Source organism: Psychrobacter raelei, assembly GCF_022631235.3.
Taxonomy (GTDB): domain Bacteria; phylum Pseudomonadota; class Gammaproteobacteria; order Pseudomonadales; family Moraxellaceae; genus Psychrobacter; species Psychrobacter raelei.
In genome coordinates this window covers 554,533-578,825 of the sequence record NZ_CP093310.2, presented here as the reverse complement: position 1 = coordinate 578,825, position 24,293 = coordinate 554,533, and the positions used below count along the sequence as shown (strand labels likewise).

Below are 24,293 nucleotides of genomic sequence, written 5' to 3'. Positions count from 1 at the left end.
GCGCCACTAATGATAAAAGGGTCATTAGTAAGGCTTAGCTCTTATATCTAACCATAATCATTTAAAATGATTATGAGTTAGTCTTCCTGACTCGCTTTAAACAATTGGCGGCCACGGTAAAAACCATCTTTAGTCATATGGTGACGACGATGTTTTTCACCAGTGGTAGCATCGATGCTTAGCTCAGCAACTTCCATATGGTGGTGTGAACGACGCATATCACGGCGTGAGCGGCTTTTACGACTTTTTTGAACAGCCATGGGTCTTGCTCCTATTTTAAAATATGCTTTGGCGGTGAGCGCCATATTTTAAATAAAAATTTATCTAAAATACAATAAGCTCACTTAGCAAAATGAGTTCTCTATTGACCTCAATAAGAGCAACTCTTATTAAAAATCAAATAGGTTTAAAATCTGGGAATAATAAACGAGAGATTATACTCGCTTTGTTCCATAAAATAAAGGGGTATTCACTTTGCAAGTTTTACGAGATCTAATCAATCAGATGAGCACGTGCTAGGATCAAGTTTTAAAGCTTACCTTTGAGTGCTTCGAGTGCGGCAAACGGGTTTTCTGCTTCCTCTTCGATAATTTCACCGACCTGCTCTACTGCCATTTCACAATCATCATGTTTGGCAGATAAAGGGACATCTAACAGCAACTCATCCTCGACCAGTTTTTTTAGTGGTAGCAGGCGATCGCCTTTTTTATTCTCAGGCTGATCGGCGAGCAGCTCCTCTAGCAGCAGATAATCATCGGACTCATCCACCAAGCTTTCTTGCTCTTCACGCTGTAATAGTATCAGCTGCGCATCGTGAGTGACATCGATGTTCAGTGGATTAAGACAGCGCTGACACGTCACCCAAATATCGCCTGTGAACTGCATCTCTAAGGTCAATAGCTGACCTTGTTTTTTCAGCTCACATCTTAAGTCAATGGGCTTATCTTGATAGTCTTCAGGGACAATATCTACCAATCGCTTTAGCAGACGTGGGGTAATGCTACCGGACCAAACATAGCCGGCATCTTCCCACTTCTCTAAATTGACGTGATTAGGTAACTGCTGTGCACTTTTTTCAGTATTATTGCTCACGTTCAAATCCGTTAAGTTAGTGGATTTAGTATCCTTGGTGTATTTTGTCATACTTCTCTCTTTTTTAAAAATGATATCGCTCATTGCTAAGCGAGTATAAGGTTGTCAGCGGCAATTAACTTGCTAAAATAGCCGCTTGCCATTTTCTTTGGATCATTAAAGCCATGTCTGTGATTAATTTTTATGACCTACCCATAACCGCTTTGGCCAATACGCTGCTGCAAGAGATGCCAAGTACTATGCCTAAAGCATTATCTCGTTTCAAATCCCAATGGCAACACATTACGCAGCAAACACTTAATTTGGTCAATCTAACAGATGAGCAGATAGAGGCTGTGAAGGTGGACTGGCTTATTGCTGTATTTAATACTTTATTTGCCACTCAAAACGTCACCTTAGTACGCGGCGACTTTGAGCCTGAGTATTTTCCCTCAGTTGATGGACAACCTGCACGTATCGAGTTTGCACATGGCTTTTTTCAAAGCGCTCTACATGAAATCAGTCACTGGAGCTTGGCAGGTGCCCGCAGACGCACGTTGTCCGACTTTGGCTACTGGTATGCCCCCGATGGGCGTACAGAAGCCCAACAGCATGCATTTGAGCAAGTAGAGATTAAGCCGCAAGCCATAGAATGCCTACTTAGCCTAATGTGCCAACGACGTTTTCGGGTCTCACAAGACAACCTACATGCCAACTTTGATACCAGTCAGAGCACTTTTGTTATTGACGTTTATAACCAAGCGCTCAGTTACCTTAACGCCCCACAAACCCTGCCCAAAGATGCAAAAATACTGTTAACAGCTCTAGCCTACTTGTGTCATGATACTATAGCTTAGACACCCAACTAATTAATTGCCCAATTTAACTCATTAGACAATTATAAATAACCTAGTCTAGGGTCATAATGGCTAACTTTTAACTGTGCGATTCTAAAGGCGCTACAATGCAGCCTGTATCGCAAGCTCAAAGCAGCATCAGGATTGACCTTAGTTATCAGGAGGCATCTTATGCAAACTTTATACATTCACCCCGAAAACCCTCAGCCCAGACTTATCAGCCAAACTGTGGATGCATTAAACCGTGATCAGCTGATCGTCTACCCTACTGATACCAGCTATGCTTTTGGCTGCAAAATTGGCTCAAAAGAGGCCATTGAGAAGCTGCGTTTAATTCGTCAACTCGATGATAAGCATCAATTTACACTGTTGTGCCGAGATTTAAGCGAAATTGCCACCTACGCTACCGTAGATAATCAGCAGTTTAAGCTGTTAAAAGCATCCACTCCCGCGCCAATCACTTTTATTCTAGATGCCACCAAAGATGTGCCAAAGAAGTTATCGCATCCCAAGAAAAAAACCATTGGTATTCGTGTGCCCTCTAACCCGATAGCGCAGATGCTGCTAGAGGCTATGGGTGAACCGATTTTGACCAGTTCGCTTATCCTGCCCTCTACCCCATTGGCACTAGATGATCCCTTCGATATTGAAGACAAGCTGGGTAATAATATTGATGTCATGATTAACGCCGGTGTGCTAACCACCAAGCTGACCACCATAGTGGATATGACTGTCTTCCCCCCACAATTAGTGCGCCAAGGTGCTGGTGATGCCAGTCAAATTCTTGAGTAAAATGGTGTAGATCAAAGATGATATAGGGTACAGTTAACGCTAGAATTGAGATAACGGACTACTGAATGGTAGTCCGTTATTTTTTATTTATGTCTTTAGAATTTATGTCTTTAGACTTGGGGTCTACATCGAGTATTTGAAGTCAGTGAGGACAACCTAAGCTTTTTTTAGAACATAAGAAAACCCCAGCTACTTTATAAATTATGTAAAACAGAATTTATAAAGCTACTGAGGTTTTTTGTAGCAGATGGACTGGCCAACAACCAATAAAAATTAGTCGCGGTCTACCAGTTCAACATAAGCCATTGGTGCATTGTCACCATCACGGTTGCCACATTTGATGATACGGATGTATCCACCTGGGCGCGCTTGATAACGTGGTGCTAATGTACCAAATAACTTACCAACCATATTTTTGTTACGCATACGGCTGAATGCTAAACGGCGGTTGGCTACAGAATCTTCTTTTGCCAAAGTAATTAGAGGCTCAGCTACACGGCGAAGCTCTTTAGCTTTAGGTAATGTTGTTTTGATCAGTTCATGCTCAAACAGAGAGTTTGTCATGTTCTGGAACATTGCCTTACGATGGCTGCCGGTGCGACCCAGCTTAACTCCACTCTTACGATGTCGCATGGTCAAATATCCTTAATAGTTTAACGGCTACGGTAAGAAAAACGGTCATCAACACGTAGATCTGCTGGTGGCCAGTTTTCTAGGCGCATATCCAGTTCAAGACCTTTAGACGCTAAAACGTCTTTAATTTCGGTTAATGATTTCTTACCAAGGTTTGGTGTTTTAAGCAGTTCAGTCTCTGAACGCTGAACCAAATCGCCGATATAGTAAATGTTTTCAGCTTTTAAACAGTTGGCTGAGCGAACCGTTAGTTCAAGGTCATCCACTGGACGTAATAGTACAGGGTCAACCTCTTCTTTCTCTTTCACAGGCTCTGGCGCTTCTTCTGCTTCTAAATCTACAAAAATAGAGATTTGTTGCTGCAAAATAGTTGCTGCTTTGCGAATTGCTTCTTCAGGATCGATCGTGCCATTGGTTTCTAGTTCAATGATCAAACGGTCAAGATCCGTACGCTGTTCAACACGAGCATTTTCAACTTGATAAGCCACACGTGAAACTGGGCTAAAGCTAGCATCCAATTTCAAGCGACCAATGGCCTTCGTGTCACCATCTTCACGGCGTAGGTTAGCAGGCTCGTAACCACGACCCATAACCACACGTAAGCGCATTTTTAGATGACCACGGTCACCTAGCGTACCTAGAACCAATTCAGGGTTAACAATATCAACATTGTGTGGCAGTTCGATATCTGCCGCAGTGATAATGCCAGGACCTTTTTTGTCTAGTGTTAAAAACACTTCATTTTGATCGTGCATAGTAATCGCAAGACCTTTTAGATTTAACAATAAATCTAAAACGTCTTCTTGCAGACCTTCAAGAGTTGAATATTCATGATCAACTCCTTCGATTTCTGCTTCAATAACCGCTGCACCAGGCAATGAAGATAAAAGAATGCGACGAAGGGCATTACCTAGGGTATGCCCAAAGCCGCGTTCTAACGGCTCGAGCGTGACTTTTGCATTGGTTTCGTCAACCGCATCCACATTAATGGCATTAGGGGTCAGAAACTCGGTAGCATTTAGCATCATATTGTCACCTCGATTAGTTAATCAAATTATTGTTAGCGATTATTTAGAATACAATTCAACGATTAAGCTTTCGGTGATTTCTGCAGGTAGATCAATACGATCTGGAGCTTGCTTAAATGTACCTTGCATTTTGCTATGATCAACTTCTAACCACTCAGGGATACCACGTTGAGTGGCAAGTTCGATAGCATTCTTAATACGTAACTGTTCTTTCGCTTTTTCATGAATGGCGATAACGTCACCATCTTGAACTTGGATTGATGGAATGTTCACACGAACAAACTCATCGCGACCAGCTTTTTTAATCATAACCGCACGGTGGCTTACTAACTGACGTGCTTCTGCACGAGTTGAGCCAAAGCCCATACGATATACAACGTTGTCTAAACGGCGCTCTAGCATTTGCAATAGGTGTTCACCAGTTGCGCCACGAGCACGTGCAGATTCTTTATAGTAGTTAGCGAACTGACGCTCTAAAACGCCATACATACGCTTAACTTTTTGCTTCTCACGAAGCTGTAACGAGTATTCAGAAGCTTTATTGCGAGTGTTGCCATGTTGGCCAGGTACGCGACCTGCTTTTTTAGTTTTAACGTCATAAGGCTTAACACCTGATTTTAATTGTAAATCAGTACCTTCACGACGCGACAACTTTAATTTTGGACCAATATAACGGGCCATGCTTGTGTCTCCTTGAGTTACGTCTTAATAGTAACTTGTAACGGTAATTTCGTCTTAATACACACACCGTATATCTGCCAATACGTTCGGCACAATATACGGCAACAATAGTTTATACGCGACGCTTTTTAGGCGGACGGCAACCGTTGTGTGGGATTGGGGTTACATCAGATATGCTGTTAATTTTATAACCTAATGCACCTAAAGCTCTTACCGCAGACTCACGACCCGGTCCTGGACCTTTAACCAGAACATCGACATTTTTTACACCATAAGTTTCTTGAGCTGCTTTACCAGCAACTTCAGCTGCAACCTGGGCTGCAAATGGTGTAGATTTACGTGAACCACGGAAGCCTTGTCCACCTGAGGTGGCCCAAGCCAATGCATTACCTTGACGATCAGTAATCGTTACAATGGTGTTATTAAAAGACGCATGAATGTGGGCTACGCCCTCGGATACCGAACGACGTGCCGTTTTTTTACGACCACGGGTGTCTTTTGCCATCTTTTAGCTTCCTAAGTTAATTATCTTTTAATTGAACGAATCGGACCCTTACGAGTACGAGCGTTGTTCTTCGTGTTTTGACCTCTTACAGGTAAGTTACGACGATGGCGGATGCCACGGTAACAACCTAAATCGACCAAACGCTTGATATTCATTGAAACTTCACGACGTAGGTCACCCTCTGTCATGTAGTTACCAACTTCTGCACGGATAGCATCAAGCTGTGCGTCATCTAATTGACTGATTTTGGTAGTAGGAGCAATGCCAACCGTGTCTAAGATTTTCTTAGCGGTAGTACGGCCAATACCAAAAATATAAGTCAATGAAATCACTGCATGCTTGTTATCCGGGATGTTGACGCCGGCAATACGAGCCATTGATTTCTCTCCAGTTATGAAAAATGAGTCTTTATTATATTAAAAATAATCTTGAGACTTATGTTTCAGATTTTGCCATTTACTGTATCTTGTCTTTGGTCAACTGGTTTTAACGCCAAAAGCCAAATAAAAGTTAGTAAACGACGGCAAGTGGCGGATGATAGCTCATCCGCCTTTATTTTTCAAGTTTAATTCGTAAATAGTATTCTAAACGTGTCTAAAATACTCAAAAATTACTGATTAACCTTGACGCTGTTTATGACGTGGTTCTGCTTTGCAGATAACATGTACTTTACCTTTACGGCGAACTACTTTACAGCTACCACAAATTTTCTTAACAGATGCTTGAACTTTCATAATTTTCTCCTATTGAACAAACACTTTTTAGCGATTTTAAGGATAAAGTTAAGACCTATCTAATCAGTGTTTGATCATGATACTGATGTGTCATTAAGTGAGCCTGTAGCTGTGAAATGAAATCCATAACCACGACTACCATAATTAAAAGTGATGTCCCACCTAAGTGGAATGGTATGCCAAATGAAGACTGTAGTAGCATTGGCATTAAACAAATCGCCGTCATATAAATCGCCCCAATGAAGGTTAAGCGGTTTAATACGTGATCTAGATAACGCTGAGTTTGCAGACCGGGTCTAATGCCAGGAATGTATGCCCCACTACGTTTCAAGTTCTCTGCTACTTCACGTGGACTAAATACCAATGCCGTGTAGAAATAACAGAAGAAAATAATCATTGTACCAAATAAAACCAAATATAATGGCTGACCCGGTGCGAGAACTAATGACATGGTTTGTAGAATTTGCTGCCATGTACTAGGATCGGCAGAGTTACCTACCCACTGCCCCAGACTTGCTGGGAACATTAATAAAGCGCTGGCAAAAATCGCTGGGATAACGCCGGCCATATTAATCTTCAGTGGCAAATGCGACTGCTGATCGGCATAAATTTTACGACCTAGTTGCTGTTTTTGCGCATAGTTAACAGGAATGCGGCGCTGTGCTCGTTCAATAAACACAATACCTGCAGTCACTGCAATGCCTAATACCGCAAATATCAGCAGTACAATCAGACTTTGAGGGTCGTTTTTGACCATTTCGAAAGACTGACCTAACATACTAGGCACACTGGATACAATGCTTGCAAAAATAAGCATTGAAATACCATTGCCCACACCGCGTTCTGTAATTTGCTCACCAAGCCACATCAAGAACATGGCGCCTGCTACAAGAGAGCTCACAGCAGGAATATAAAAGGTTAACCCTGAGGATAAAGTCAGGTTTTGACTGATTAATCCGGTACACATAAATATGGCTTGAATAGATGCCAAAAAGAGAGTCCCTTGTCGCGTATACTTGTTCAGCTTACGACGACCGGCCTCTCCTTCTTTTTTCAAAGCTTCAAGCGACGGTAGTACCGCCGACATCATCTGTACGATAATAGAAGCTGAGATGTAAGGCATGATACCCAAAGCCATAATTGACATTCGCTCTAAAGCACCACCTGAGAACATGTTGAACATGCTTAAGATGGTGTTTTCATTGCGAGAGAATAAGTCAGCTAGGCTAACCGGATTAATACCAGGAACTGGGATATGTGAACCTAAACGGTAGACAACCAGCGCCCCTATCAAAAATAACAGACGATTCCATAGCTCATCATATTTACGAATAAAAACGAGCGGGTTCATCGGAATTGCAGAGGTAGGCGCAGATTGCTTAGCCATCTAAATTACTCCTCAGTACCCTCAGTAACTTCAACAGTACCGCCGGCAGCTTCAATAGCAGCTTTAGCACCTTTAGTTACTTTAACACCTTTGAATGTATAAGCTTTAGTAATCTCGCCTGATAGGATGATACGCGCACGTTTCATGTCATGACGGATAATGTTTGCCGCTTTCAAAGTCTCAACGCTTACTACGTCGCCGTCAATCTTGTTCAGTTCAGACAGACGAACTTCAGCAGTAGTTAATGCCATTTGACTTGTGAAACCAAATTTTGGTACACGACGGAATAATGGCATTTGGCCGCCTTCAAATCCACGACGAACGCCTGAACCTGAACGTGATTTTTGACCTTTAACACCACGGCCACCAGTTTTGCCTAGGCCAGAACCGATACCACGACCTTTACGGTGTGCAGTTTTTTTGGCGCCTACGCCTGGTGATAATTCGTTTAATTTAAGTCCCATTACGCTTCCTCCACTTTAACCATGTAATTGATGCGATTCACCATTCCACGGGTTGAAGGCGTGTCTTCAACTTCAACTGTATGTCCAATACGGCGTAAACCAAGGCCCATAAGACAAGCTTTGTGGCTCTTGAGGCGATGGGCACCAGATTTAATTTGAGTAACTTTCATTGTTTTCATCGTAACTCACCTACTTTAATATCTAAATAATGGTTAGCCCAAGATTTCGTCTACAGATTTACCACGTTTTGCAGCCGCCTTTTCAGGTGACGACATATCACGTAAACCATTGAATGTTGCACGTACTACGTTAGTTGGGTTCGTTGAACCATAACATTTAGTTAATACGTTTTCTACACCAGCAGATTCTAGTACAGCACGTACTGCGCCACCGGCGATTACGCCAGTACCTTCGTTAGCTGGCTGCATGTATACTTTACTTGCACCATGACGGGCAATAATAGGATGCTGTAAAGTAGCGCCATCAAGATCAACAGTGATCATGTTGCGTTTTGCAGCTTCAAGTGCTTTTTGGATAGCAGCTGGAACTTCACGAGCTTTACCACGTCCAAAACCAACACGGCCATTACCATCACCAACAACAGTTAATGCTGTGAATGAGAAGATACGACCACCTTTTACAACTTTCGATACACGGTCAACAGAAACTAATTTTTCTACTAAACCGTCGTTTTGTTCTACTTTAGCCATGATTAAAACTCCAATCCATTTTCACGAGCGGCGTCAGCTAATGCTTTAACGCGGCCGTGGTATTTGAAACCACTACGGTCGAAAGCAACTTTAGTGATACCAGCAGATGTTCCACGTTCAGCGATAAGTTTACCTACAGCAGCAGCTGCGTCAACGTTACCAGTAGCGCCAGAGCGTAATGAAGCGTCAAGCGTTGAGGCTTGTGCTAATACTTCTCCGCCAGTTGGAGAAATGATCTGAGCATAGATATGGCGTGGAGTACGGTTAACAACTAACCGATGCACACCCAAATGACGGATGTGGGCACGTGTTTTTTTAGCTCGACGTAAGCGAGCAGCTTTTTTATCAAACATGTCATTTCACCTTATTTTTTCTTAGCTTCTTTACGAACCACATGCTCGTCACTATAGCGAATACCTTTACCTTTATATGGCTCAGGCGGACGATAACCACGGATTTTCGCAGCAGCTTGACCTAGTGCCTGCTTATCATTTGATTTTAAAATGATTTCAGTTTGGCTTGGCGTTTCAGCAGTTACACCTTCAGGAAGGATGTATTCAACTGGATGTGAGTAACCTACGTTTAGGGTGATTTTATTACCCGCAACTTGTGCACGGTAACCAACACCAATCAACTGAAGTTTTCTTTCAAAACCTTCAGAAACACCGATAACGAAGTTATTCAAAGTTGAACGCATAGTACCAGTGTGCATCCAAGCTTCTTTAGAGTCAGAAACAGGTGATAAGATCAGTTGACTATCTTCTTGTTTTAGCTCGACCAAATCATGCAGGTGTAAAGACATAGTACCTTTACTGCCTTTAACTTCAACCTGCTGACCGTTCAAAGTAACACTTACGCCATTAGGCAGTGCTACTGGGGCTTTAGCCACACGAGACATAGGAATATTCCTTAATAACAGATAAATAACGAATGATTATGAAAAAATTAACAGGCACTAGGCCTGTTAATTTAAATAATCAGCTCTATATTACTTAAGCTTTTTATTAGTAATCAAAACTTGGGGCCTAAATAAAGGCGCCCATTATACCTGATTAATAATGTTTTAAAAAGTTAAATAATACAAATTATGATTTAAGCAACAAATGCGATGATTTCACCACCGATGCCAGCAGCACGAGCAGCGCGATCGCTCATGATACCTTTACTGGTAGAAACAATCGCAACGCCTAAACCTTGCTGTACCGATGGGATAGCGTCTTTACCGCGGTATTGACGTAAACCTGGACGGCTGTAGCGTTTGATTACTTCGATAACAGGCTTGCCTTCGAAGTATTTCAATTCGATACTTAGTGTTGCTTTGCCATTGCCTTCGTCAGTTACTTCAGCAGAAGCGATGTAACCTTCTTGAACCAGTAGGTCAGCAATTGACTTACGTAGTTTTGAGCTTGGCATAGCAACAGAAACTTTACGTGCCATTTGTGCGTTACGGATACGGGTTAGCATATCAGCAACTGTATCTTGCATACTCATAGTATTACTCCCTTACCAACTAGCTTTACGAACGCCTGGAACATCACCTTGCATTACGCGTTCGCGTAAAATGTTACGTGATAAACCAAACTTACGGAAGTAACCATGAGGACGGCCAGTTACACCACAACGATTACGTAGTCTTACTGGAGACGAGTTACGTGGAAGAGACTGAAGCTCAAGAATGGCTTCCATTCTTTCTTCGTCACTTGCATTAACATCGCCGATGATTGCCTTAAGCTTTGCACGCTTCTCAGCATACTTAGCAACCATTTTCTCGCGCTTTAATTCGCGATTAATCATGCTCTTTTTTGCCATAATGCTTTATTCCTATTTGAATGGGAAGCCGAATGCTTTAAGCAGTGCGCGACCCTGCTCGTCATCCTGAGCAGATGTCGTGATAGTGATATCAAGCCCACGAAGGCGATCAATTTTATCATAATCAACTTCTGGGAAAACGATTTGCTCTTTAATACCTAACGAGTAGTTACCACGACCGTCGAATGCTTTTGGTGAAAAGCCGCGGAAGTCACGGATACGTGGGATAGCAATAGCAATGAGACGATCTAAAAACTCATACATTTGCTCGCCACGAAGTGTCACTTTACAGCCAATTGGCCATTCTTCACGAATTTTAAAGCCAGCGACAGATTTACGAGCTTTAGTAATTACCGGCTTCTGGCCTGCAATTGCAGTCATGTCCGCTACGGCACCTTCTAAAAGCTTCTTGTCTTGTGAAGCACCGCCAACACCCATATTAAGAGTAATTTTGGTGATTTTTGGTACTTGCATGACGTTTTCCAAGCCTAGTTCATCTTTGATCTGTTGCTTGTACTGGTCATTGTATAGTGATTTTAATCTAGCCATTGCTATTACACCCTTAGTGTTTTACGCAGTCGCCACTACTTCACCGTTTGAGCGATAGACACGTTTTTTGTTGCCTTCATCGTCAAACTGATAAGTAATACGATCAGCTTTTTGGGTTTGCGCATTGAAAATTGCGACGTTTGAAATATGTAAAAATGCTTCTTGCTTAACAATGCCACCTTCAGCACCAGTTGCCGCATTTGGCTTTTGGTGTTTGGTTACAATATTAATGCCTTCAACTTTGATACGGTCATTTTTTACCGCTAGCACAGTGCCTTGTTTGCCTTTATCTTTCCCAGCAATAACAATGACATTGTCGCCTTTACGTAATTTAGCCATGGGTTACCTCTACAGTACTTCTGGTGCTAGTGATACAATCTTCATGAATTGATCACCACGTAGTTCACGAGTTACCGGCCCAAAGATACGAGTGGCAATCGGGGCTTTATTCTGGTTAAGCAATACAGCAGCGTTGTCATCAAAACGAAGTACTGAACCATCTGGACGACGTACACCTTTTTTGGTACGTACAACCACAGCATTCATTACATCGCCTTTCTTAACACGACCACGTGGAATTGCTTCTTTAACAGATACTTTAATGATGTCACCGACAGAGGCATAACGACGATGTGAACCGCCAAGAACCTTAATACACTGTACACGTCGTGCACCACTATTATCTGCAACTTCCAGAATTGTTTCAGTCTGAATCATCGCGTTACTCCAATCATATACAATAGGCAATAACTATACTGGTGAATAACTTCATGCAATTATAAAAATCACATGAAGTACTCACTAATTTGGTAAGTCACCACAAGGGGACGTATTCTACCAGTAATTAATGCCAATTGCAATTTGCTTATATTTTTTCCGCTGTTTCCACAACGTCTACTAATTTCCAAGACTTAGTCTTAGAGATAGGACGGGTTTCAATAATACGAACCACATCACCTTCTTTACAGACGTTATTTTCATCATGGGCTTTAATTTTTGTAGAACGACGGATCTGTTTGCCATATAGTGGGTGACGAACTTTACGCTCAATCAATACTGTAATGGACTTGTCCATCTTGTTACTGACAACCTTACCAGTAACAATACCTACACCTGTGCCCGAAACTTCGGTTTGTTGAATATCGTCACTCATTAGGCGCCTCTTTGTTTTTCATTAATCAAAGTCTTGATCTGAGCGATCGCACGGCGATTGGCTCTGACTTCGTGGGTGCTACCTAGTTGACCGGTGGCTTTTGCCATACGAAGACGGAAAGCATCAAGTTGCTTCTCATCTAGTAATCCAGTCAGCTCTTCTACTGATTTGTCTCGTAATTCACTGATCTTCATTACATTATCGTCCGCTTAACAATGGTAGTTTTGAAGGGAAGCTTAGCTGCTGCAAGCGTGAACGCTTCGCGGGCTAACTCTTCTGAAACCCCTTCGATCTCATAAAGCATTTTACCTGGTTTGATTTCGCATACCCAGTACTCAACAGGACCTTTACCTTTACCCATACGAACTTCTAATGGTTTGTTAGTAATTGGCTTGTCAGGGAATACACGGATCCAGATCTTACCACCACGTTTTACTTTACGAGTGATGGTACGACGTGCCGCTTCAATTTGACGTGCTGTCATACGACCACGACCAACTGATTTTAGGCCAAACTGACCAAATGCAACGGTGCTACCACGATGTGCTAAACCCGTGTTACGCCCTTTATGCATTTTACGAAATTTGGTACGTTTTGGTTGTAACATAGCTTAACCTCTATCTGTGTTTGCTCTGTCTGAATTGCGGCGGTTGCTGTTACTACGGCCGCGACGTTTTGGCGCACGAGTCTTATCTTCTTTAGGAGGATTATAAACGCTATCCATACCATCTAGAATTTCACCACGGAATACCCATACTTTAACACCGATGGTTCCGTAAGTAGTCTCTGCACGAACTGATGCATAATCGATATCAGCACGTAGCGTATGTAAAGGTACACGACCTTCACGATACCACTCAGTACGAGCGATTTCAGCACCACCTAAACGACCAGACAGTTCTACTTTAATACCTTGAGCACCAGAGCGCATGCTGTTTTGAACGGCGCGCTTCATCGCACGACGGAACATAACACGGCGCTCTAGTTGGCTGGCGATACCTTCAGCAACTAGACGAGCATCTAAATCTGGAGAAGTGATTTCTTCGATATTAACCTGAGCAGGTACGCCCATCATTTTGGTTAATTCTTTTTGTAACTTCTCAATATCTTCGCCTTTTTTACCAATAACGATACCAGGACGAGCCGTTGAAATTGTGATCTTAGCTGCGCCAGTAGGACGCTCGATCATAATGTGGCTAATCATAGCATTGTCTAGCTTCTTACGAAGATAGTCACGTACTTGAAGATCGTTAAGTAGGTATTCAGAATACTGTTTTGGGTCTGCATACCAGTTAGCATTGTGTTTTTTTACAACGCCAAGACGAATTCCGATTGGATGTACTTTTTGTCCCATGAGTTATTCTCCTACCTTAACAGTGATGTGACAGGTACGTTTACTGATACGATCAGCACGACCCTTTGCACGTGGTAGGATACGCTTTAGCGTGATGCCTTCATCCACATAGATAGTTGATACTTTAAGCGTATCGATATCTAAACCGTGGTTGTGTTCAGCGTTTGCGATAGCAGACTCAAGACATTTCTTAACGAATACTGCGCCTTTTTTATTGCTGAACGCAAGGATATCCAAAGCACGCTCAATAGACTTACCACGAACTTCATCTGCGACAAGTCGAACTTTCTGTGCCGAAATGGCGGCACCGCGTAATTTTGCAGTTACTTCCATAGTGAGCACCTTATTTTTTTGCTTTCTTGTCAAAGCCATGACCGCGATAAGTGCGAGTCGGGGCAAATTCACCTAGTTTATGGCCAACCATTTGCTCACTAATGATAACCGGTACATGTGTACGGCCGTTGTGAACAGAAATTGTTAGACCAACCATTTGTGGCAGAATCATCGAGCGACGTGACCAAGTTTTAATAGGCTTGCGTGAGTTTGACTCTACAGCTTTTTCTACTTTGGCAAACAGATGCGCATCAATGAATGGACCTTTTTTCAATGAACGAGGCATGAAATTTTCCTTTATTTCTTCTTGGCGCGACGGCGACGGATGATCATACTGTCAGTACGCTTGTTAGAACGCGTTTTAAGACCTTTAGTCTTCTGACCCCATGGCGTTGTTGGATGTTTACCCATTGTACGACCTTCACCACCACCGTGTGGGTGATCTACTGGGTTCATCGCAGTACCACGAACCGTTGGGCGAACACCACGCCAACGAGATGCACCTGCTTTACCAAGTGATTTTAGGTTATTTTCAGTGTTTGAAACTTCACCGATAACGGCACGGCAATTTACGTGTACACGACGAGTCTCGCCTGAACGTAGACGTAGGATTGCGTAAATACCTTCTTTACCTAGTAACTGAACTGAAGCACCAGCTGAGCGAGCCATTTGCGCGCCTTTACCGATTTTTAGTTCAATATTACTGATGGTAGTACCAACAGGAATATTTTTTAGAGGTAAACAGTTACCTGGACGGATTGGTGACGCTTCACCTGACAATACTGTATCGCCAACTTTAAGTTTCTTAGGAGCGATGATATAACGACGCTCACCATCAGCATACTTAAGAAGGGCAATATGTGCAGTACGGTTTGGATCGTATTCGATACGCTCTACCGTTGCTGGGATATTGTCTTTAGTACGTTTGAAGTCGATAATACGATAGTGTTGCTTGTGTCCACCACCAATGTGACGTGATGTAATACGACCATTGTTATTACGACCACCTGATCTACCTTGTGCTTCAACAAGTGGGGCATGCGGACGACCTTTGTAAAGGTGTGGATGCACCACTTTTTCAACAAAACGGCGACCTGGTGATGTTGGCTTTGCTTTTACGATAGGCATGATTTGTATCCTTATTCGTTGTTCGCTGTTTCGCTAGTAGAAGCTGCATTATCTGCAATCTCTTCACCAGCATCAGCCATTTGTACATCTTGACCAGCTTTTAAAGTCACATAGGCTTTTTTATAGTCATTACGACGACCTACAGTGCGACCAAAGCGCTTTGTTTTACCTTTAACATTTAAGGTGTTTACCTTAGTAACTTCCACACCTTCAAACATTAACTCGACTGCTTTTTTGATTTCACGCTTGGTGGCATTGTTATCAACTTTGAAAACTTGAACACCTAACGAGTCACCTAACAGCTGAGATTTCTCTGAGAACACAGGCCCTTTTAAGACCTGATAAAGTCTTGCGTTGTTCATGCTAGTGCTTCCTCAAATTGTTTCGCTGCGTCAACAGACATGATGACTTTATCAAACGCAATCAAGCTAACTGGATCCACTTCGTTAGTACCTAGAACATTCACATGTGGAATGTTGCGGGCAGCTAAGTATAGATTCTCATCAACTTCATTGGTCACGATTAATGCACGTGGTGCATTAAGTTCTGCCAATTTGCTAATTAATTCTTTTGTCTTTGGCGCTGACACAGTGATGCTGTCAACTAAAATTAGACGGTCTTGGCGAACTAATTCAGCTAAGATACACTGCATCGCACCGCGATACATTTTACGGTTCACTTTTTGTGACCAGTCTTGTGGCTTGGCAGCAAACGCTCGACCACCACCAACCCAAATTGGGCTACGAGTAGAACCAGCACGTGCACGGCCAGTACCTTTTTGACGCCATGGTTTTTTACCACCGCCAGAAACTTCAGCACGAGTCTTTTGTGCGCGGGTACCTTGACGTGCGCCTGCTAAATAAGCAGTGACGACTTGGTGAACGAGGGCTTCGTTGAATTCACGACCAAATGCCGTGTCAGACAGCTCAACCGCTGCGCCTGTAACAGTTTTTAAATTCACGTTAATCCCCTTGCTTAGGCTTTGATTGACGGACGTACGATGACATCGCCACCATTGGCACCTGGAATGGCACCTTTAATGACGAGAAGACCTTTTTCAGCGTCTACTGACACGACTTCAAGTCCTTGAACGGTAACACGTTTGTTACCCATTTGCCCTGGCATTTTCTTACCTTTGAAAACTTTACCTGGGCTTTGGTTCTGACCTGTAGAACCCAATACGCGATGCGATACTGAGTTACCGTGTGTAGCATCTTGCATACTAAAGTTATGACGTTTTACGCCACCTTGGAAGCCTTTACCTTTACTTTGACCTGTAACATCAACAAGTTGCCCTGCTTCAAATAGGTCAGCAGCAATTTCGCTACCCGCTTCACGTCCTTCAAGTTCTTCTTCTGTAACACGAAATTCCCACACACCGCGGCCGGCTTTAACGCCTGCTTTAGCAAAGTGACCTTTTTGTGCTGCTGTTACGCGGCTGTCACGACGCTCACCTGTGGTGATCTGGATGGCTTGATAGCCGTCAGTGTCATTCGTTTTGATTTGAGTAATGCGGTTTGCATCGACCTCAACAACCGTTACAGGGATAGAAGCGCCTGTTTCAGTGAAGACACGGGTCATGCCGCATTTCTTACCGACTAAACCGATCGCCATGTTAAACCTCTTTATATCTTCAATTAATATTCTGGGTAATTGTTAGTATGTCGCTCTATATTAATCAGTACGTATTATTATAGAAACGTACTTATTAACCCAATGCGATTTGAACGTCTACACCAGCAGCCAAGTCCAACTTCATCAATGCGTCTACTGTTTTATCAGTAGGTTGCACGATGTCAAGCATACGCTTGTGAGTACGAATCTCGTACTGATCTCGCGCGTCTTTGTTGACGTGTGGCGAGGTTAGGACGTTGAAACGCTCGATGCGAGTAGGCAACGGTACAGGACCACAAACTTGCGCACCAGTGCGCTTTGCGGTATCGACAATCTCTTGTGCCGACTGATCGATCAATCTATGATCAAAAGACTTTAGTCGGATACGGATTCTCTGGTTAGCCATGCCAGCAAGCTCCTAATAAATGGTTTTATCATCAACGATAACCCAAATGGCGAACGTTAAATGACAAATAGCCGTTATATAAATGATTTATTTTTTGGTCAAATCGTGAGATTAATCACATGAGACAATTCAAAAAACAAAATAAGTTTAATCCTTGCCCACCATTTCTATATAAGAAGGTAGCAAAGAAGATTGAAATTAGTGCCAAAAACGATGCTTTGGCTGTATTAACGTCAAGCTTTACAAGTGTTTACTATTCAATACGCTGCCGTATCTGATCACACTTACTTGGAACGCTCATATAAATTCAGTGGGTTGTATTATACATAGCTGACAGCCAATTGCAAGTATATTATTGGTGTTTATCGCCATATATTTGGGGTTATTACGCCCTTTTTACATTTTAATAACATCCCTATTTTAGGTGTCTAATTTGACTATAAATTAACCAAAACTTATCTGATAGTCAGGCGAAAACAGGGCTAAAGTGTCTAAAAAACAACCAGTTTATAACGCTTAGGCTTGTCTTTAAAAAAGCCAGCAACCGCTTAAAATAATCTGCACTTAGCATGCAACTAATCTAAGACGATATCATACTGCTCTTGGGTATATAAATTCTCCACCTCAAACGTGATAACTCGGCCCAAAAGATACTCTAAGTCAGCGACTGTGTCTGCTTCAGATGAGAGTAGCAAGTCAATTACCGAAGCGTGCGCCACCACCGTAAACTTCTTAGGTGAGTTATAAGTTCGGGCACAGCGCATAATTTCACGGAAAATCTCAAAGCAAACGGTTTCTGCTGTCTTGATAAAGCCCTTACCCTCACACGTCTTACATGGCTCGCAAAGCTGCTGCTCTAATGACTCACGTGTGCGCTTGCGGGTCATCTCGACCAGTCCAAGCTCACTGACCTGAGTAATTTTGGTTTTGGCATAGTCTTGTGACAACTGATATTGTAAGTTCTCTAACACATCATCTTTGTGCTGCTGCTCGAGCATATCAATAAAATCAAGGATGATGATGCCGCCTAAATTACGCAGTCTAAGCTGACGGGCAATAGCATGAGTGGCTTCCAAATTAGTTTTATATACCGTGTCCTCAAGCGAGCGGCCACCCACAAAAGAGCCGGTATTGACATCAATGGTAGTCATTGCCTCGGTTTGATCGATAATCAGGTAGCCGCCCGATTTTAAGTCTACTCGGCGCTTTAACGCATCACGCAAATCCTCTTCAACTCGGTGCACATCAAATAAAGGCTGCTCGCCACTGTAAGGCAGGATACGTGGATAGATAAAAGGCACAAACTCTTTGGCAAACTGACGCACCTCATTGTACATACCTTCGTGATCGACAATGACTTTTTCGGTATCTGGATGCACCAAATCTCGGATAGAGCGCAGTGGAAGCGACAATTCTTGATAAATCAGCACCGCACTTTGACCACTACCCGCTGAGGCTTCTTTACGCGCTTGAATGGTGCGCCATAGCTGTACTAGATAGTAGATATCCTCTTCTAGCTTGGCCACTGGTACCCGCTCTGCGGCGGTACGAGCAATAAGCCCGCCGGTAAGATTGACCGTTTGCATCAGTGCGCCAAGCTCAGTCTTTAAACGGTGGCGCTCTTCTTCATTGTCGATGCGCTGCGAGATACCGATGTGCTCACTGGAGGGCAAATATACCAGATAGCGCGATGGCAAGGATATATTGGTGGTAAGACGGGCGCCTTTGGTACCGAGCTGGTCTTTGGTGACCTGTACCAGTATTTTTTGGCCTTCATGCAGCCGATACTGAATTAATTCATGACGTGGCGGCTCGATAATCTGACGCTCTTTGACCGCAGCGGGCTTGGTATCGGCTTTGGTAATGGCGTTACCCACCATATCGGGAGAGTCAATCTCAAGTAGCGCGTTATCGAGCAGATCATTTTTTAGATTGTCGGACTCATCTGCTAAAGCCGATTTTTTTTCGCGTAAGCTGCCCGCCTCAATTTCTGTCTTCGCAGACAACGGGTCAGCCTCCATAGCGGGCCCAGTTTCTGTTATTACAGATGCCATGGTGTCACTTGCCGTCACCACATTTTCAGCAATGTGCTCACAGCGATCTACTGGCATACTGGTTAATACGGTCGGTTCTTGCTTAGCGTTGTGACGTATCTCAGGGGCCTTGTCTGCCGTAGGGGCAGGACGGGCAATACGGCGCATATCATTAACATGCAAAAAGGCGGTACGAGACTGGCCAATTTCAACAAAAGCGGCCTGCATTCCAGGCAAAACACGCACCACAGTACCCAAATAGATATTGCCAACCAGACCCAGCTTATTATGCCGCTCAATATAAACCTCACTAACCACACCGTTATCTAAAACAGCGACTCGAGATTCCATTGGGCTGACATTAATGAGTAGCTCTTCTGACATAGCAGACCTTTTATCTTATTATAAGTTAATGACAATCTATAAATGAATGATACGCTGATAAGTTCAGGACACTCAAAACGTTAGGACTCTCAGTGTACCACTGACTTTGATAAATTGTTATCTTGCACCAAGTTATTGTTAGGCAGCCTACCTTATGAGTGCCTAGATATTATAAGTCAGCCGCTTGTTGCTGCATACGTTTAATAGCAGCTAAGGTTTGCGCCAGCGGCAGACCCACCACATTAGAGTAGCTGCCATTAATGCGCTCCACCCATGCGGCGCCTTTACCTTGAATGGCATACCCACCGGCTTTGTCTGCAGGCTCACCGCTTCGCCAGTAGTCCTCCATCGCCGCCTTATTGAGCGCAATGAATTTTACCGCTGTTTTTTCAAGTAAGTTATCGGTTAATACAACCTGCCCGCACTCATCAATCAAGGTTAACTGTACCGCAGTCCATACGGCATGCTCGGTATCAGACATCTGCTGCCACATCCTAAAGGCATCCTCTTTATCAATGGGCTTCACCAAAATAGAGCGGCCATCAGGCAAGACACCAATGGTATCTGAGGTAATTACCAAAAAAAGCTGACGCTCAGTGCTTGCTGTCTTTACCGGCATCTGTGATACCAAGCTATGACACGCTGCTACAGCCTTCGCCCCCACCATACGCACGATATAATCTTGCGGGCTCTCCCCAGCTTGCACCGTTTCATCTACCTCAGCGCTATGTATCACAAAGTCAAGATCAGCCATAGCCAACAGCTGCTGACGGCGCGGTGAAGTCGAGGCAAGAACAACAGTTATCATAATATCGGCTGGGTTATCCACATTAAATGAATGATTAAAAGTGAGCGCACAAAACAGACAGCACTTGGTATGTTAAAGGTATGACTGGTTATGCACTTAGGGCTATGAATATTTGTTGATAAAACGGTGCAATCCAAAAAATACCAACGGCCAGCTAATGACACTGACCAATAAGCTAAAAATTGCACTGGCATAAAATATGTTCTGGGTCAGGTATTGCACAATCCATAACGTCAGCTGAAACACGATAAGTGCCCCTGTCGCCACCGTCCAAGCAACGGGCAAATTAACTTGCTTGATATACTGCCCAACAAAACGCAGCGAAAACGCCATAATCACTGCCGCAAATCCCTGCTGCCCTAAGCGGGTATCTAACAACAAGTCTGAGATAATACCAATGGCAAAAGCGGTCACCACCCCCACATAGCGCGGTTTATAGATAAGCCAAAAAATAAGCACCATAATAAGTGCCATGGGCCGTAGCTTCGAGGCATCCAAACTAAGCGGGTAGATATTAACGACAGAAGCCGCCACAAAACTTGCAATAACCAACAGCAAAGATTGTAACGGGCTTAAGGGAGACTTGATCATAATTGCGGTAGCGCCTGTTAAGAAACCTAAGTTCAAAATCTTAATTCAAAAATGTAGCAAAATCACCTAGTTTTTGAACCAAAGACACAGGGTTGCTAAACACTAAGCCCACAAACACACTGTGCCATGGGCTTAGTTTAAGATAAACACCAAGTCATCTGGCTTAGTGTTTAACGACGAGCTTGCTGCCTGCCATAGACCAGCTTAGACAGGCTAAGGCTCATCAATAGGACGGCTTGGGGGCACATACGGGGCCTGAGTAAGCTCTAATGACCCGGTAAAGCTGTCATCGGAATAACGCGGAGAGTGCTTGCTGTCTTGCATAATGAGCACATACGAGCTGTTCACAAAATCAGCTGCGGGCGTTACTTCGATATTCATAAAATTATCATTTTGCTCAGGATTAATATATTCAATACGGCCCACACGATATCCAGCTGGAAACCGGCCACCGAGCCCTGATGATATGAGCTCATCACCGACTCGGATATCTGAGGTCTTAAATATATAATCCAGCTTCAAGGAGCTTGGCGTGCCCTCCCCTGAAACAATAGCACGCTGACCGGTACGTCGCACTGTCACTGACACTGACTGCAATTCATCAGTGATTAATAACAAACGGCTGGTATTGGGATACACATTAATAATTTGTCCCAAGATGCCATTTTCATCGATCGCGGTCTGACCGACTTCCACCCCATCATTGCTGCCTTTATTCAGCACCACAATCTGCTTTAGGGGGTTGGTATCTGTGCCGATAACCTGTGCCAAATTCAAATCATATTGATCCGGCTTGGTCGTCGACAAGATGCCTTGCAAGCGGGCGTTTTGGGCCAACACATAATCCTGCTGCTGTAGTTTGGCCTGAGCATGCAACAATTGGGCATGCAGCTGTACGTTTTCGCGACGCAGCGCCTCTTTACTCATCAAAGTGCCATCTGCCCAGTGACTCACAAAACTTGGCAGCACAGACATCTGATAAATAGGCTGCATGGCCGAATGACTGGTATCACGGATTGGTGTGAACCAGTCAGGGTTTTTGCTATCCAGTAACATCAAAATCATAGCGACCAATAACACGGCCGCTGTTTTTCGTAACGATAGACTGTACTGAGCAAAGATGCTTGTTGGCATATTAAATTTATAAACTCATCGGCTACACAAAAATCATATTAAGACTTTTATTATTGATAAATGCTAATGCAGCACCGCCGCCACGGCTCACACACGTTAAGGGGTCTTCTGCAACGGTAACCGGTAGGCCGGTTTCTTTTGACAATAATTTATCAAAGTTACGCAACAAAGCGCCGCCACCGGTTAACACGATACCACGCTCAGCGATGTCTGATGACAATTCAGGTGGCGTCTGTTCTAGGGCCGTTTTTACCGCACTAACAATACCAGTTAATGAGTCGCTTAATGCCTTTTGAACTTCTTCAGAGGTCACCGTTAAGGTCTTAGGCACCCCTTCAGCCATACTACGGCCGCGCACTTCAACTTCAAGCTTGGCATCTTCATCAATGGCCGAGCCTACGCTTTGCTTGATACGCTCAGCTGTGGTTTCACCAATGACGCAGCCATGATTGCGGCGAACGTGCGTGATAATCGCCTCATCAAAGATGTCGCCGCCGATACGGATAGAGTCGGCATAGACGCAGCCTGATAATGAGATGACGGCAATCTCAGTGGTACCACCACCGATATCCACAACCATAGAGCCACTGGCTTCATGCACTGGCAGGTCGGCACCAATGGCAGCTGCCATCGGCTCTTCTAATAAAAAGACTTTGTTGGCGCCAGCAGAAGATACCGCTTCACGAATGGCACGACGCTCAACTAAGGTCGATTTACAAGGCACACAAACCACAACGTTTGGCTGAGCCAAAAAGCGACGCGCTTTTACTTTATTGATGAAGTGTTTTAGCATTTTTTGAGTGACCTCAAAATCTGCAATAACCCCATCTTTTAACGGGCGAATGGCGGTGATATTGTCCGGTGTACGACCCAGCATTTGCTTTGCATCGATGCCGACAGCGGCTACCGTTGGATTTTGAGTGCGATTACTACGCAGAGCCACTACCGTGGGCTCGTCGAGAACCACACCCTTTCCAGGCGCATAAATCAATGTGTTGGCAGTACCAAGGTCAATGGCGATATTGTTAGATAGAAATCCAAACGGGTTCATGTATCGTGTTTCCAGCGTATTGCGAGTTAAAGAGAAGCCGTCATCATCAGCGGTTAATTCGCTAAGATTGGCTCTCAAATAAGTGAGTTTGAGTTACTAAAAAATATTCTAAGATATTGCCGAGCAGATATAAGCACACACTTTAACTAAAGTTAAGTATGACGACAAGGAAAAACCTAAAAAGGTTCGTCAAATATTCAAGTGGTGCAAATTATAGCGCTTAATTGTCGATAAATCATGTCAATCTCTAAATTTTCATCTTTATACAGTACACTAATTTGCAACATCTCATGTCAAACCTGTTGCCAACCGCCTAAGCTTGGGGTATGACCATCGTTTATGACCCTGCTTATTGATAGATGGCTCATGTCATCAGTATCCGCCTTATCTCACTTTAGCGCTTTAGCCACTGGCCATTATCACAAGGTAACCACTGAAAATAACTGCCAGTTGCTTTATAATATCCACCAATTTCATGATTGTAGTGACCCGCAAGCCTGCTTAGGAATAAATACACGGGCAAGCACGCTTTTTTAACTGAGTTTGAGCCTTATATTTATCAGCAGCGTATTTGTCTGCGGTATCTTTAATGCCTTAATGTATTGCCCCATTGATTGTCTTAATTATTTTTATTAACTAATCTAAAAAAGGATGCTTTGTTTCATGACTACCCCAATCCAAAATCCACAAGCGCCCATCGGCGATCTTCGTGATGACAAAATCTGCACAGCCGATATTTTAGAGGTAGCCAAGCTGTCACGTCTGGCCGTCGATGAAGAAACTGCGCAAAACTTCGCAGAAGACATCGACAAAATCCTAGCCATGATGCATACCCTATCGAGCGTCGATACCGAAGGCTTAACACCATTAGCCAACGTTCATGAAGCGGCTCAAGAGCTGCGTGCTGATATCCCCAATCCAGATATCGACCGTGAATTGAATCAATCTATCGCCCCAGCCGTTGAGCAAGGCTTGTATCTAGTACCTCAGGTCATTGAATAGCATTTAGCTTGGCTGCTAGCTTTGTCTGTCTGCTAGGGGTAAAAAATAAAATAGCCCGCTTAGCATAAAAACTCGCCATAGC

Annotated in this window: 38 protein-coding genes; 3 read left to right on the top strand and 35 right to left on the bottom strand. The window is 43.5% G+C overall.

The features are described 5' to 3' along the window. Positions 1-77 precede the first annotated feature (77 nt). Both rpmF and MN210_RS02430 read right to left on the bottom strand, forming a co-directional pair. Positions 78-260: a 50S ribosomal protein L32 gene (gene rpmF, locus MN210_RS02435; protein WP_011959737.1), complete on the bottom strand. Its 183-nt coding sequence runs from the start codon at positions 258-260 to the stop codon at positions 78-80. Between the two features lie 268 nt (positions 261-528). Further along, positions 529-1,143, bottom strand: coding sequence for a YceD family protein (locus tag MN210_RS02430; RefSeq protein ID WP_041773272.1), 615 nt, complete (start codon positions 1,141-1,143; stop codon positions 529-531). A 113-nt stretch (positions 1,144-1,256) separates the two neighbouring features. On the opposite strand from MN210_RS02430, the gene MN210_RS02425 reads away from it, so the two are divergent. Together MN210_RS02425 and MN210_RS02420 are read left to right on the top strand one after the other, a co-directional pair. Then, positions 1,257-1,928: an elongation factor P hydroxylase gene (locus MN210_RS02425; RefSeq protein WP_241879076.1), complete on the top strand. Its 672-nt coding sequence runs from the start codon at positions 1,257-1,259 to the stop codon at positions 1,926-1,928. Between the two features lie 171 nt (positions 1,929-2,099). Beyond that, complete coding sequence (locus MN210_RS02420) at positions 2,100-2,720, top strand: L-threonylcarbamoyladenylate synthase (protein ID WP_110816102.1); 621 nt, start codon at positions 2,100-2,102, stop codon at positions 2,718-2,720. A 273-nt stretch (positions 2,721-2,993) separates the two neighbouring features. Here MN210_RS02420 and rplQ read toward each other — a convergent pair whose 3' ends face one another. The 33 genes from rplQ to MN210_RS02255 form a co-directional block, all read right to left on the bottom strand. Beyond that, a complete protein-coding gene (gene rplQ, locus MN210_RS02415) occupies positions 2,994-3,353 on the bottom strand; it encodes a 50S ribosomal protein L17 (RefSeq protein ID WP_011959733.1) in 360 nt (119 codons plus the stop codon). A gap of 20 nt (positions 3,354-3,373) precedes the next feature. Then, positions 3,374-4,381: a DNA-directed RNA polymerase subunit alpha gene (locus MN210_RS02410; RefSeq protein ID WP_011959732.1), complete on the bottom strand. Its 1,008-nt coding sequence runs from the start codon at positions 4,379-4,381 to the stop codon at positions 3,374-3,376. Between the two features lie 39 nt (positions 4,382-4,420). Next, on the bottom strand, positions 4,421-5,062 hold the full coding sequence (gene rpsD, locus MN210_RS02405) for a 30S ribosomal protein S4 (protein ID WP_011959731.1): 642 nt from the start codon (positions 5,060-5,062) through the stop codon (positions 4,421-4,423). Positions 5,063-5,174: 112 nt separating this feature from the next. Next, a complete protein-coding gene (rpsK, locus tag MN210_RS02400) occupies positions 5,175-5,567 on the bottom strand; it encodes a 30S ribosomal protein S11 (protein WP_007394225.1) in 393 nt (130 codons plus the stop codon). A 20-nt stretch (positions 5,568-5,587) separates the two neighbouring features. Continuing rightward, positions 5,588-5,944 carry a 30S ribosomal protein S13 gene (rpsM, locus tag MN210_RS02395; protein WP_011959730.1) on the bottom strand — a complete coding sequence of 119 codons (357 nt, stop codon included), beginning with the start codon at positions 5,942-5,944 and terminating at the stop codon, positions 5,588-5,590. Between the two features lie 240 nt (positions 5,945-6,184). Beyond that, positions 6,185-6,301: a 50S ribosomal protein L36 gene (rpmJ, locus tag MN210_RS02390; protein ID WP_007394227.1), complete on the bottom strand. Its 117-nt coding sequence runs from the start codon at positions 6,299-6,301 to the stop codon at positions 6,185-6,187. A 55-nt stretch (positions 6,302-6,356) separates the two neighbouring features. Continuing rightward, the gene (gene secY / locus MN210_RS02385) at positions 6,357-7,688 is read right to left on the bottom strand and encodes a preprotein translocase subunit SecY (RefSeq protein WP_338412483.1); all 1,332 of its coding nucleotides are present in this window, start codon (positions 7,686-7,688) and stop codon (positions 6,357-6,359) included. 5 nt (positions 7,689-7,693) lie between these two features. Next, positions 7,694-8,152, bottom strand: coding sequence for a 50S ribosomal protein L15 (gene rplO, locus MN210_RS02380; protein ID WP_011959728.1), 459 nt, complete (start codon positions 8,150-8,152; stop codon positions 7,694-7,696). Then, positions 8,152-8,331, bottom strand: a complete 180-nt coding sequence (gene rpmD, locus MN210_RS02375; protein WP_011959727.1) for a 50S ribosomal protein L30 — start codon at positions 8,329-8,331, stop codon at positions 8,152-8,154. The genes rplO and rpmD overlap by 1 nt, the downstream gene beginning before the upstream one ends. A 33-nt stretch (positions 8,332-8,364) precedes the next feature. Beyond that, positions 8,365-8,862 carry a 30S ribosomal protein S5 gene (rpsE, locus tag MN210_RS02370; RefSeq protein ID WP_011959726.1) on the bottom strand — a complete coding sequence of 166 codons (498 nt, stop codon included), beginning with the start codon at positions 8,860-8,862 and terminating at the stop codon, positions 8,365-8,367. Between the two features lie 2 nt (positions 8,863-8,864). Continuing rightward, entirely contained in the window at positions 8,865-9,215 is a 351-nt protein-coding gene (gene rplR, locus MN210_RS02365; protein WP_011959725.1) for a 50S ribosomal protein L18, read from the bottom strand. Between the two features lie 11 nt (positions 9,216-9,226). Next, complete coding sequence (gene rplF, locus MN210_RS02360) at positions 9,227-9,760, bottom strand: 50S ribosomal protein L6 (protein ID WP_011959724.1); 534 nt, start codon at positions 9,758-9,760, stop codon at positions 9,227-9,229. Between the two features lie 194 nt (positions 9,761-9,954). Then, positions 9,955-10,353 carry a 30S ribosomal protein S8 gene (rpsH, locus tag MN210_RS02355; RefSeq protein WP_011959723.1) on the bottom strand — a complete coding sequence of 133 codons (399 nt, stop codon included), beginning with the start codon at positions 10,351-10,353 and terminating at the stop codon, positions 9,955-9,957. A gap of 12 nt (positions 10,354-10,365) precedes the next feature. Further along, positions 10,366-10,671, bottom strand: a complete 306-nt coding sequence (gene rpsN, locus MN210_RS02350) for a 30S ribosomal protein S14 (protein ID WP_011959722.1) — start codon at positions 10,669-10,671, stop codon at positions 10,366-10,368. 12 nt (positions 10,672-10,683) lie between these two features. Next, positions 10,684-11,220, bottom strand: coding sequence for a 50S ribosomal protein L5 (gene rplE / locus MN210_RS02345; protein ID WP_007394236.1), 537 nt, complete (start codon positions 11,218-11,220; stop codon positions 10,684-10,686). Between the two features lie 21 nt (positions 11,221-11,241). Beyond that, positions 11,242-11,559 carry a 50S ribosomal protein L24 gene (gene rplX, locus MN210_RS02340; RefSeq protein WP_011959721.1) on the bottom strand — a complete coding sequence of 106 codons (318 nt, stop codon included), beginning with the start codon at positions 11,557-11,559 and terminating at the stop codon, positions 11,242-11,244. Positions 11,560-11,568: 9 nt separating this feature from the next. Continuing rightward, positions 11,569-11,937 carry a 50S ribosomal protein L14 gene (rplN, locus tag MN210_RS02335; RefSeq protein WP_007394238.1) on the bottom strand — a complete coding sequence of 123 codons (369 nt, stop codon included), beginning with the start codon at positions 11,935-11,937 and terminating at the stop codon, positions 11,569-11,571. 148 nt (positions 11,938-12,085) lie between these two features. Further along, a complete protein-coding gene (gene rpsQ / locus MN210_RS02330) occupies positions 12,086-12,373 on the bottom strand; it encodes a 30S ribosomal protein S17 (protein ID WP_011959720.1) in 288 nt (95 codons plus the stop codon). After that, positions 12,373-12,567, bottom strand: coding sequence for a 50S ribosomal protein L29 (gene rpmC / locus MN210_RS02325; protein WP_007394239.1), 195 nt, complete (start codon positions 12,565-12,567; stop codon positions 12,373-12,375). Before rpmC ends, rpsQ begins: the two co-directional genes overlap by 1 nt. Further along, positions 12,567-12,980: a 50S ribosomal protein L16 gene (gene rplP, locus MN210_RS02320; protein WP_011959719.1), complete on the bottom strand. Its 414-nt coding sequence runs from the start codon at positions 12,978-12,980 to the stop codon at positions 12,567-12,569. Before rplP ends, rpmC begins: the two co-directional genes overlap by 1 nt. 3 nt (positions 12,981-12,983) lie before the next feature. Beyond that, positions 12,984-13,727: a 30S ribosomal protein S3 gene (rpsC, locus tag MN210_RS02315; protein WP_011959718.1), complete on the bottom strand. Its 744-nt coding sequence runs from the start codon at positions 13,725-13,727 to the stop codon at positions 12,984-12,986. A 3-nt stretch (positions 13,728-13,730) separates the two neighbouring features. After that, positions 13,731-14,060, bottom strand: a complete 330-nt coding sequence (rplV, locus tag MN210_RS02310) for a 50S ribosomal protein L22 (protein ID WP_011959717.1) — start codon at positions 14,058-14,060, stop codon at positions 13,731-13,733. 10 nt (positions 14,061-14,070) lie between these two features. Beyond that, entirely contained in the window at positions 14,071-14,346 is a 276-nt protein-coding gene (gene rpsS, locus MN210_RS02305; RefSeq protein WP_007394243.1) for a 30S ribosomal protein S19, read from the bottom strand. 11 nt (positions 14,347-14,357) lie between these two features. Continuing rightward, positions 14,358-15,188 (bottom strand): 50S ribosomal protein L2, encoded by an 831-nt coding sequence (gene rplB, locus MN210_RS02300; RefSeq protein WP_011959716.1) that lies wholly within the window; start codon positions 15,186-15,188, stop codon positions 14,358-14,360. A gap of 11 nt (positions 15,189-15,199) precedes the next feature. Continuing rightward, positions 15,200-15,550, bottom strand: coding sequence for a 50S ribosomal protein L23 (gene rplW, locus MN210_RS02295; protein WP_011959715.1), 351 nt, complete (start codon positions 15,548-15,550; stop codon positions 15,200-15,202). After that, complete coding sequence (gene rplD, locus MN210_RS02290) at positions 15,547-16,149, bottom strand: 50S ribosomal protein L4 (RefSeq protein ID WP_011959714.1); 603 nt, start codon at positions 16,147-16,149, stop codon at positions 15,547-15,549. Before rplD ends, rplW begins: the two co-directional genes overlap by 4 nt. 14 nt (positions 16,150-16,163) lie before the next feature. Beyond that, positions 16,164-16,802 carry a 50S ribosomal protein L3 gene (gene rplC, locus MN210_RS02285; protein ID WP_011959713.1) on the bottom strand — a complete coding sequence of 213 codons (639 nt, stop codon included), beginning with the start codon at positions 16,800-16,802 and terminating at the stop codon, positions 16,164-16,166. 94 nt (positions 16,803-16,896) lie between these two features. Further along, positions 16,897-17,208: a 30S ribosomal protein S10 gene (rpsJ, locus tag MN210_RS02280; RefSeq protein ID WP_007394248.1), complete on the bottom strand. Its 312-nt coding sequence runs from the start codon at positions 17,206-17,208 to the stop codon at positions 16,897-16,899. 575 nt (positions 17,209-17,783) lie between these two features. Continuing rightward, positions 17,784-19,625, bottom strand: a complete 1,842-nt coding sequence (locus MN210_RS02275) for an Rne/Rng family ribonuclease (RefSeq protein ID WP_338412482.1) — start codon at positions 19,623-19,625, stop codon at positions 17,784-17,786. Between the two features lie 169 nt (positions 19,626-19,794). Further along, positions 19,795-20,433 carry a Maf family protein gene (locus MN210_RS02270; RefSeq protein WP_110816098.1) on the bottom strand — a complete coding sequence of 213 codons (639 nt, stop codon included), beginning with the start codon at positions 20,431-20,433 and terminating at the stop codon, positions 19,795-19,797. A gap of 102 nt (positions 20,434-20,535) precedes the next feature. Continuing rightward, positions 20,536-21,024 (bottom strand): rod shape-determining protein MreD, encoded by a 489-nt coding sequence (gene mreD / locus MN210_RS02265; RefSeq protein WP_011959710.1) that lies wholly within the window; start codon positions 21,022-21,024, stop codon positions 20,536-20,538. Positions 21,025-21,237: 213 nt separating this feature from the next. Continuing rightward, positions 21,238-22,158: a rod shape-determining protein MreC gene (mreC, locus tag MN210_RS02260; protein WP_011959709.1), complete on the bottom strand. Its 921-nt coding sequence runs from the start codon at positions 22,156-22,158 to the stop codon at positions 21,238-21,240. 22 nt (positions 22,159-22,180) lie between these two features. Then, the gene (locus MN210_RS02255) at positions 22,181-23,209 is read right to left on the bottom strand and encodes a rod shape-determining protein (RefSeq protein WP_011959708.1); all 1,029 of its coding nucleotides are present in this window, start codon (positions 23,207-23,209) and stop codon (positions 22,181-22,183) included. 663 nt (positions 23,210-23,872) lie between these two features. Between MN210_RS02255 and gatC the strand changes: the two genes are divergently transcribed. Next, entirely contained in the window at positions 23,873-24,211 is a 339-nt protein-coding gene (gene gatC / locus MN210_RS02250; protein WP_011959707.1) for an Asp-tRNA(Asn)/Glu-tRNA(Gln) amidotransferase subunit GatC, read from the top strand. Positions 24,212-24,293: the final 82 nt, after the last annotated feature.

Excerpts from the sequence above, each read along its gene's own strand:
- rpmF (WP_011959737.1), bottom strand. The coding sequence starts at position 260 with ATGGCTGTTCAAAAAAGTCGTAAAAGCCGCTCACGCCGTGATATGCGT.
- MN210_RS02430 (WP_041773272.1), bottom strand. The coding sequence starts at position 1,143 with ATGACAAAATACACCAAGGATACTAAATCCACTAACTTAACGGATTTG.
- MN210_RS02425 (WP_241879076.1), top strand. The coding sequence starts at position 1,257 with ATGTCTGTGATTAATTTTTATGACCTACCCATAACCGCTTTGGCCAAT.
- MN210_RS02420 (WP_110816102.1), top strand. The coding sequence starts at position 2,100 with ATGCAAACTTTATACATTCACCCCGAAAACCCTCAGCCCAGACTTATC.
- rplQ (WP_011959733.1), bottom strand. The coding sequence starts at position 3,353 with ATGCGACATCGTAAGAGTGGAGTTAAGCTGGGTCGCACCGGCAGCCAT.
- MN210_RS02410 (WP_011959732.1), bottom strand. The coding sequence starts at position 4,381 with ATGATGCTAAATGCTACCGAGTTTCTGACCCCTAATGCCATTAATGTG.
- rpsD (WP_011959731.1), bottom strand. The coding sequence starts at position 5,062 with ATGGCCCGTTATATTGGTCCAAAATTAAAGTTGTCGCGTCGTGAAGGT.
- rpsK (WP_007394225.1), bottom strand. The coding sequence starts at position 5,567 with ATGGCAAAAGACACCCGTGGTCGTAAAAAAACGGCACGTCGTTCGGTA.
- rpsM (WP_011959730.1), bottom strand. The coding sequence starts at position 5,944 with ATGGCTCGTATTGCCGGCGTCAACATCCCGGATAACAAGCATGCAGTG.
- rpmJ (WP_007394227.1), bottom strand. The coding sequence starts at position 6,301 with ATGAAAGTTCAAGCATCTGTTAAGAAAATTTGTGGTAGCTGTAAAGTA.
- secY (WP_338412483.1), bottom strand. The coding sequence starts at position 7,688 with ATGGCTAAGCAATCTGCGCCTACCTCTGCAATTCCGATGAACCCGCTC.
- rplO (WP_011959728.1), bottom strand. The coding sequence starts at position 8,152 with ATGGGACTTAAATTAAACGAATTATCACCAGGCGTAGGCGCCAAAAAA.
- rpmD (WP_011959727.1), bottom strand. The coding sequence starts at position 8,331 with ATGAAAACAATGAAAGTTACTCAAATTAAATCTGGTGCCCATCGCCTC.
- rpsE (WP_011959726.1), bottom strand. The coding sequence starts at position 8,862 with ATGGCTAAAGTAGAACAAAACGACGGTTTAGTAGAAAAATTAGTTTCT.
- rplR (WP_011959725.1), bottom strand. The coding sequence starts at position 9,215 with ATGTTTGATAAAAAAGCTGCTCGCTTACGTCGAGCTAAAAAAACACGT.
- rplF (WP_011959724.1), bottom strand. The coding sequence starts at position 9,760 with ATGTCTCGTGTGGCTAAAGCCCCAGTAGCACTGCCTAATGGCGTAAGT.
- rpsH (WP_011959723.1), bottom strand. The coding sequence starts at position 10,353 with ATGAGTATGCAAGATACAGTTGCTGATATGCTAACCCGTATCCGTAAC.
- rpsN (WP_011959722.1), bottom strand. The coding sequence starts at position 10,671 with ATGGCAAAAAAGAGCATGATTAATCGCGAATTAAAGCGCGAGAAAATG.
- rplE (WP_007394236.1), bottom strand. The coding sequence starts at position 11,220 with ATGGCTAGATTAAAATCACTATACAATGACCAGTACAAGCAACAGATC.
- rplX (WP_011959721.1), bottom strand. The coding sequence starts at position 11,559 with ATGGCTAAATTACGTAAAGGCGACAATGTCATTGTTATTGCTGGGAAA.
- rplN (WP_007394238.1), bottom strand. The coding sequence starts at position 11,937 with ATGATTCAGACTGAAACAATTCTGGAAGTTGCAGATAATAGTGGTGCA.
- rpsQ (WP_011959720.1), bottom strand. The coding sequence starts at position 12,373 with ATGAGTGACGATATTCAACAAACCGAAGTTTCGGGCACAGGTGTAGGT.
- rpmC (WP_007394239.1), bottom strand. The coding sequence starts at position 12,567 with ATGAAGATCAGTGAATTACGAGACAAATCAGTAGAAGAGCTGACTGGA.
- rplP (WP_011959719.1), bottom strand. The coding sequence starts at position 12,980 with ATGTTACAACCAAAACGTACCAAATTTCGTAAAATGCATAAAGGGCGT.
- rpsC (WP_011959718.1), bottom strand. The coding sequence starts at position 13,727 with ATGGGACAAAAAGTACATCCAATCGGAATTCGTCTTGGCGTTGTAAAA.
- rplV (WP_011959717.1), bottom strand. The coding sequence starts at position 14,060 with ATGGAAGTAACTGCAAAATTACGCGGTGCCGCCATTTCGGCACAGAAA.
- rpsS (WP_007394243.1), bottom strand. The coding sequence starts at position 14,346 with ATGCCTCGTTCATTGAAAAAAGGTCCATTCATTGATGCGCATCTGTTT.
- rplB (WP_011959716.1), bottom strand. The coding sequence starts at position 15,188 with ATGCCTATCGTAAAAGCAAAGCCAACATCACCAGGTCGCCGTTTTGTT.
- rplW (WP_011959715.1), bottom strand. The coding sequence starts at position 15,550 with ATGAACAACGCAAGACTTTATCAGGTCTTAAAAGGGCCTGTGTTCTCA.
- rplC (WP_011959713.1), bottom strand. The coding sequence starts at position 16,802 with ATGGCGATCGGTTTAGTCGGTAAGAAATGCGGCATGACCCGTGTCTTC.
- rpsJ (WP_007394248.1), bottom strand. The coding sequence starts at position 17,208 with ATGGCTAACCAGAGAATCCGTATCCGACTAAAGTCTTTTGATCATAGA.
- MN210_RS02275 (WP_338412482.1), bottom strand. The coding sequence starts at position 19,625 with ATGTCAGAAGAGCTACTCATTAATGTCAGCCCAATGGAATCTCGAGTC.
- MN210_RS02270 (WP_110816098.1), bottom strand. The coding sequence starts at position 20,433 with ATGATAACTGTTGTTCTTGCCTCGACTTCACCGCGCCGTCAGCAGCTG.
- mreD (WP_011959710.1), bottom strand. The coding sequence starts at position 21,024 with ATGATCAAGTCTCCCTTAAGCCCGTTACAATCTTTGCTGTTGGTTATT.
- mreC (WP_011959709.1), bottom strand. The coding sequence starts at position 22,158 with ATGCCAACAAGCATCTTTGCTCAGTACAGTCTATCGTTACGAAAAACA.
- MN210_RS02255 (WP_011959708.1), bottom strand. The coding sequence starts at position 23,209 with ATGAACCCGTTTGGATTTCTATCTAACAATATCGCCATTGACCTTGGT.
- gatC (WP_011959707.1), top strand. The coding sequence starts at position 23,873 with ATGACTACCCCAATCCAAAATCCACAAGCGCCCATCGGCGATCTTCGT.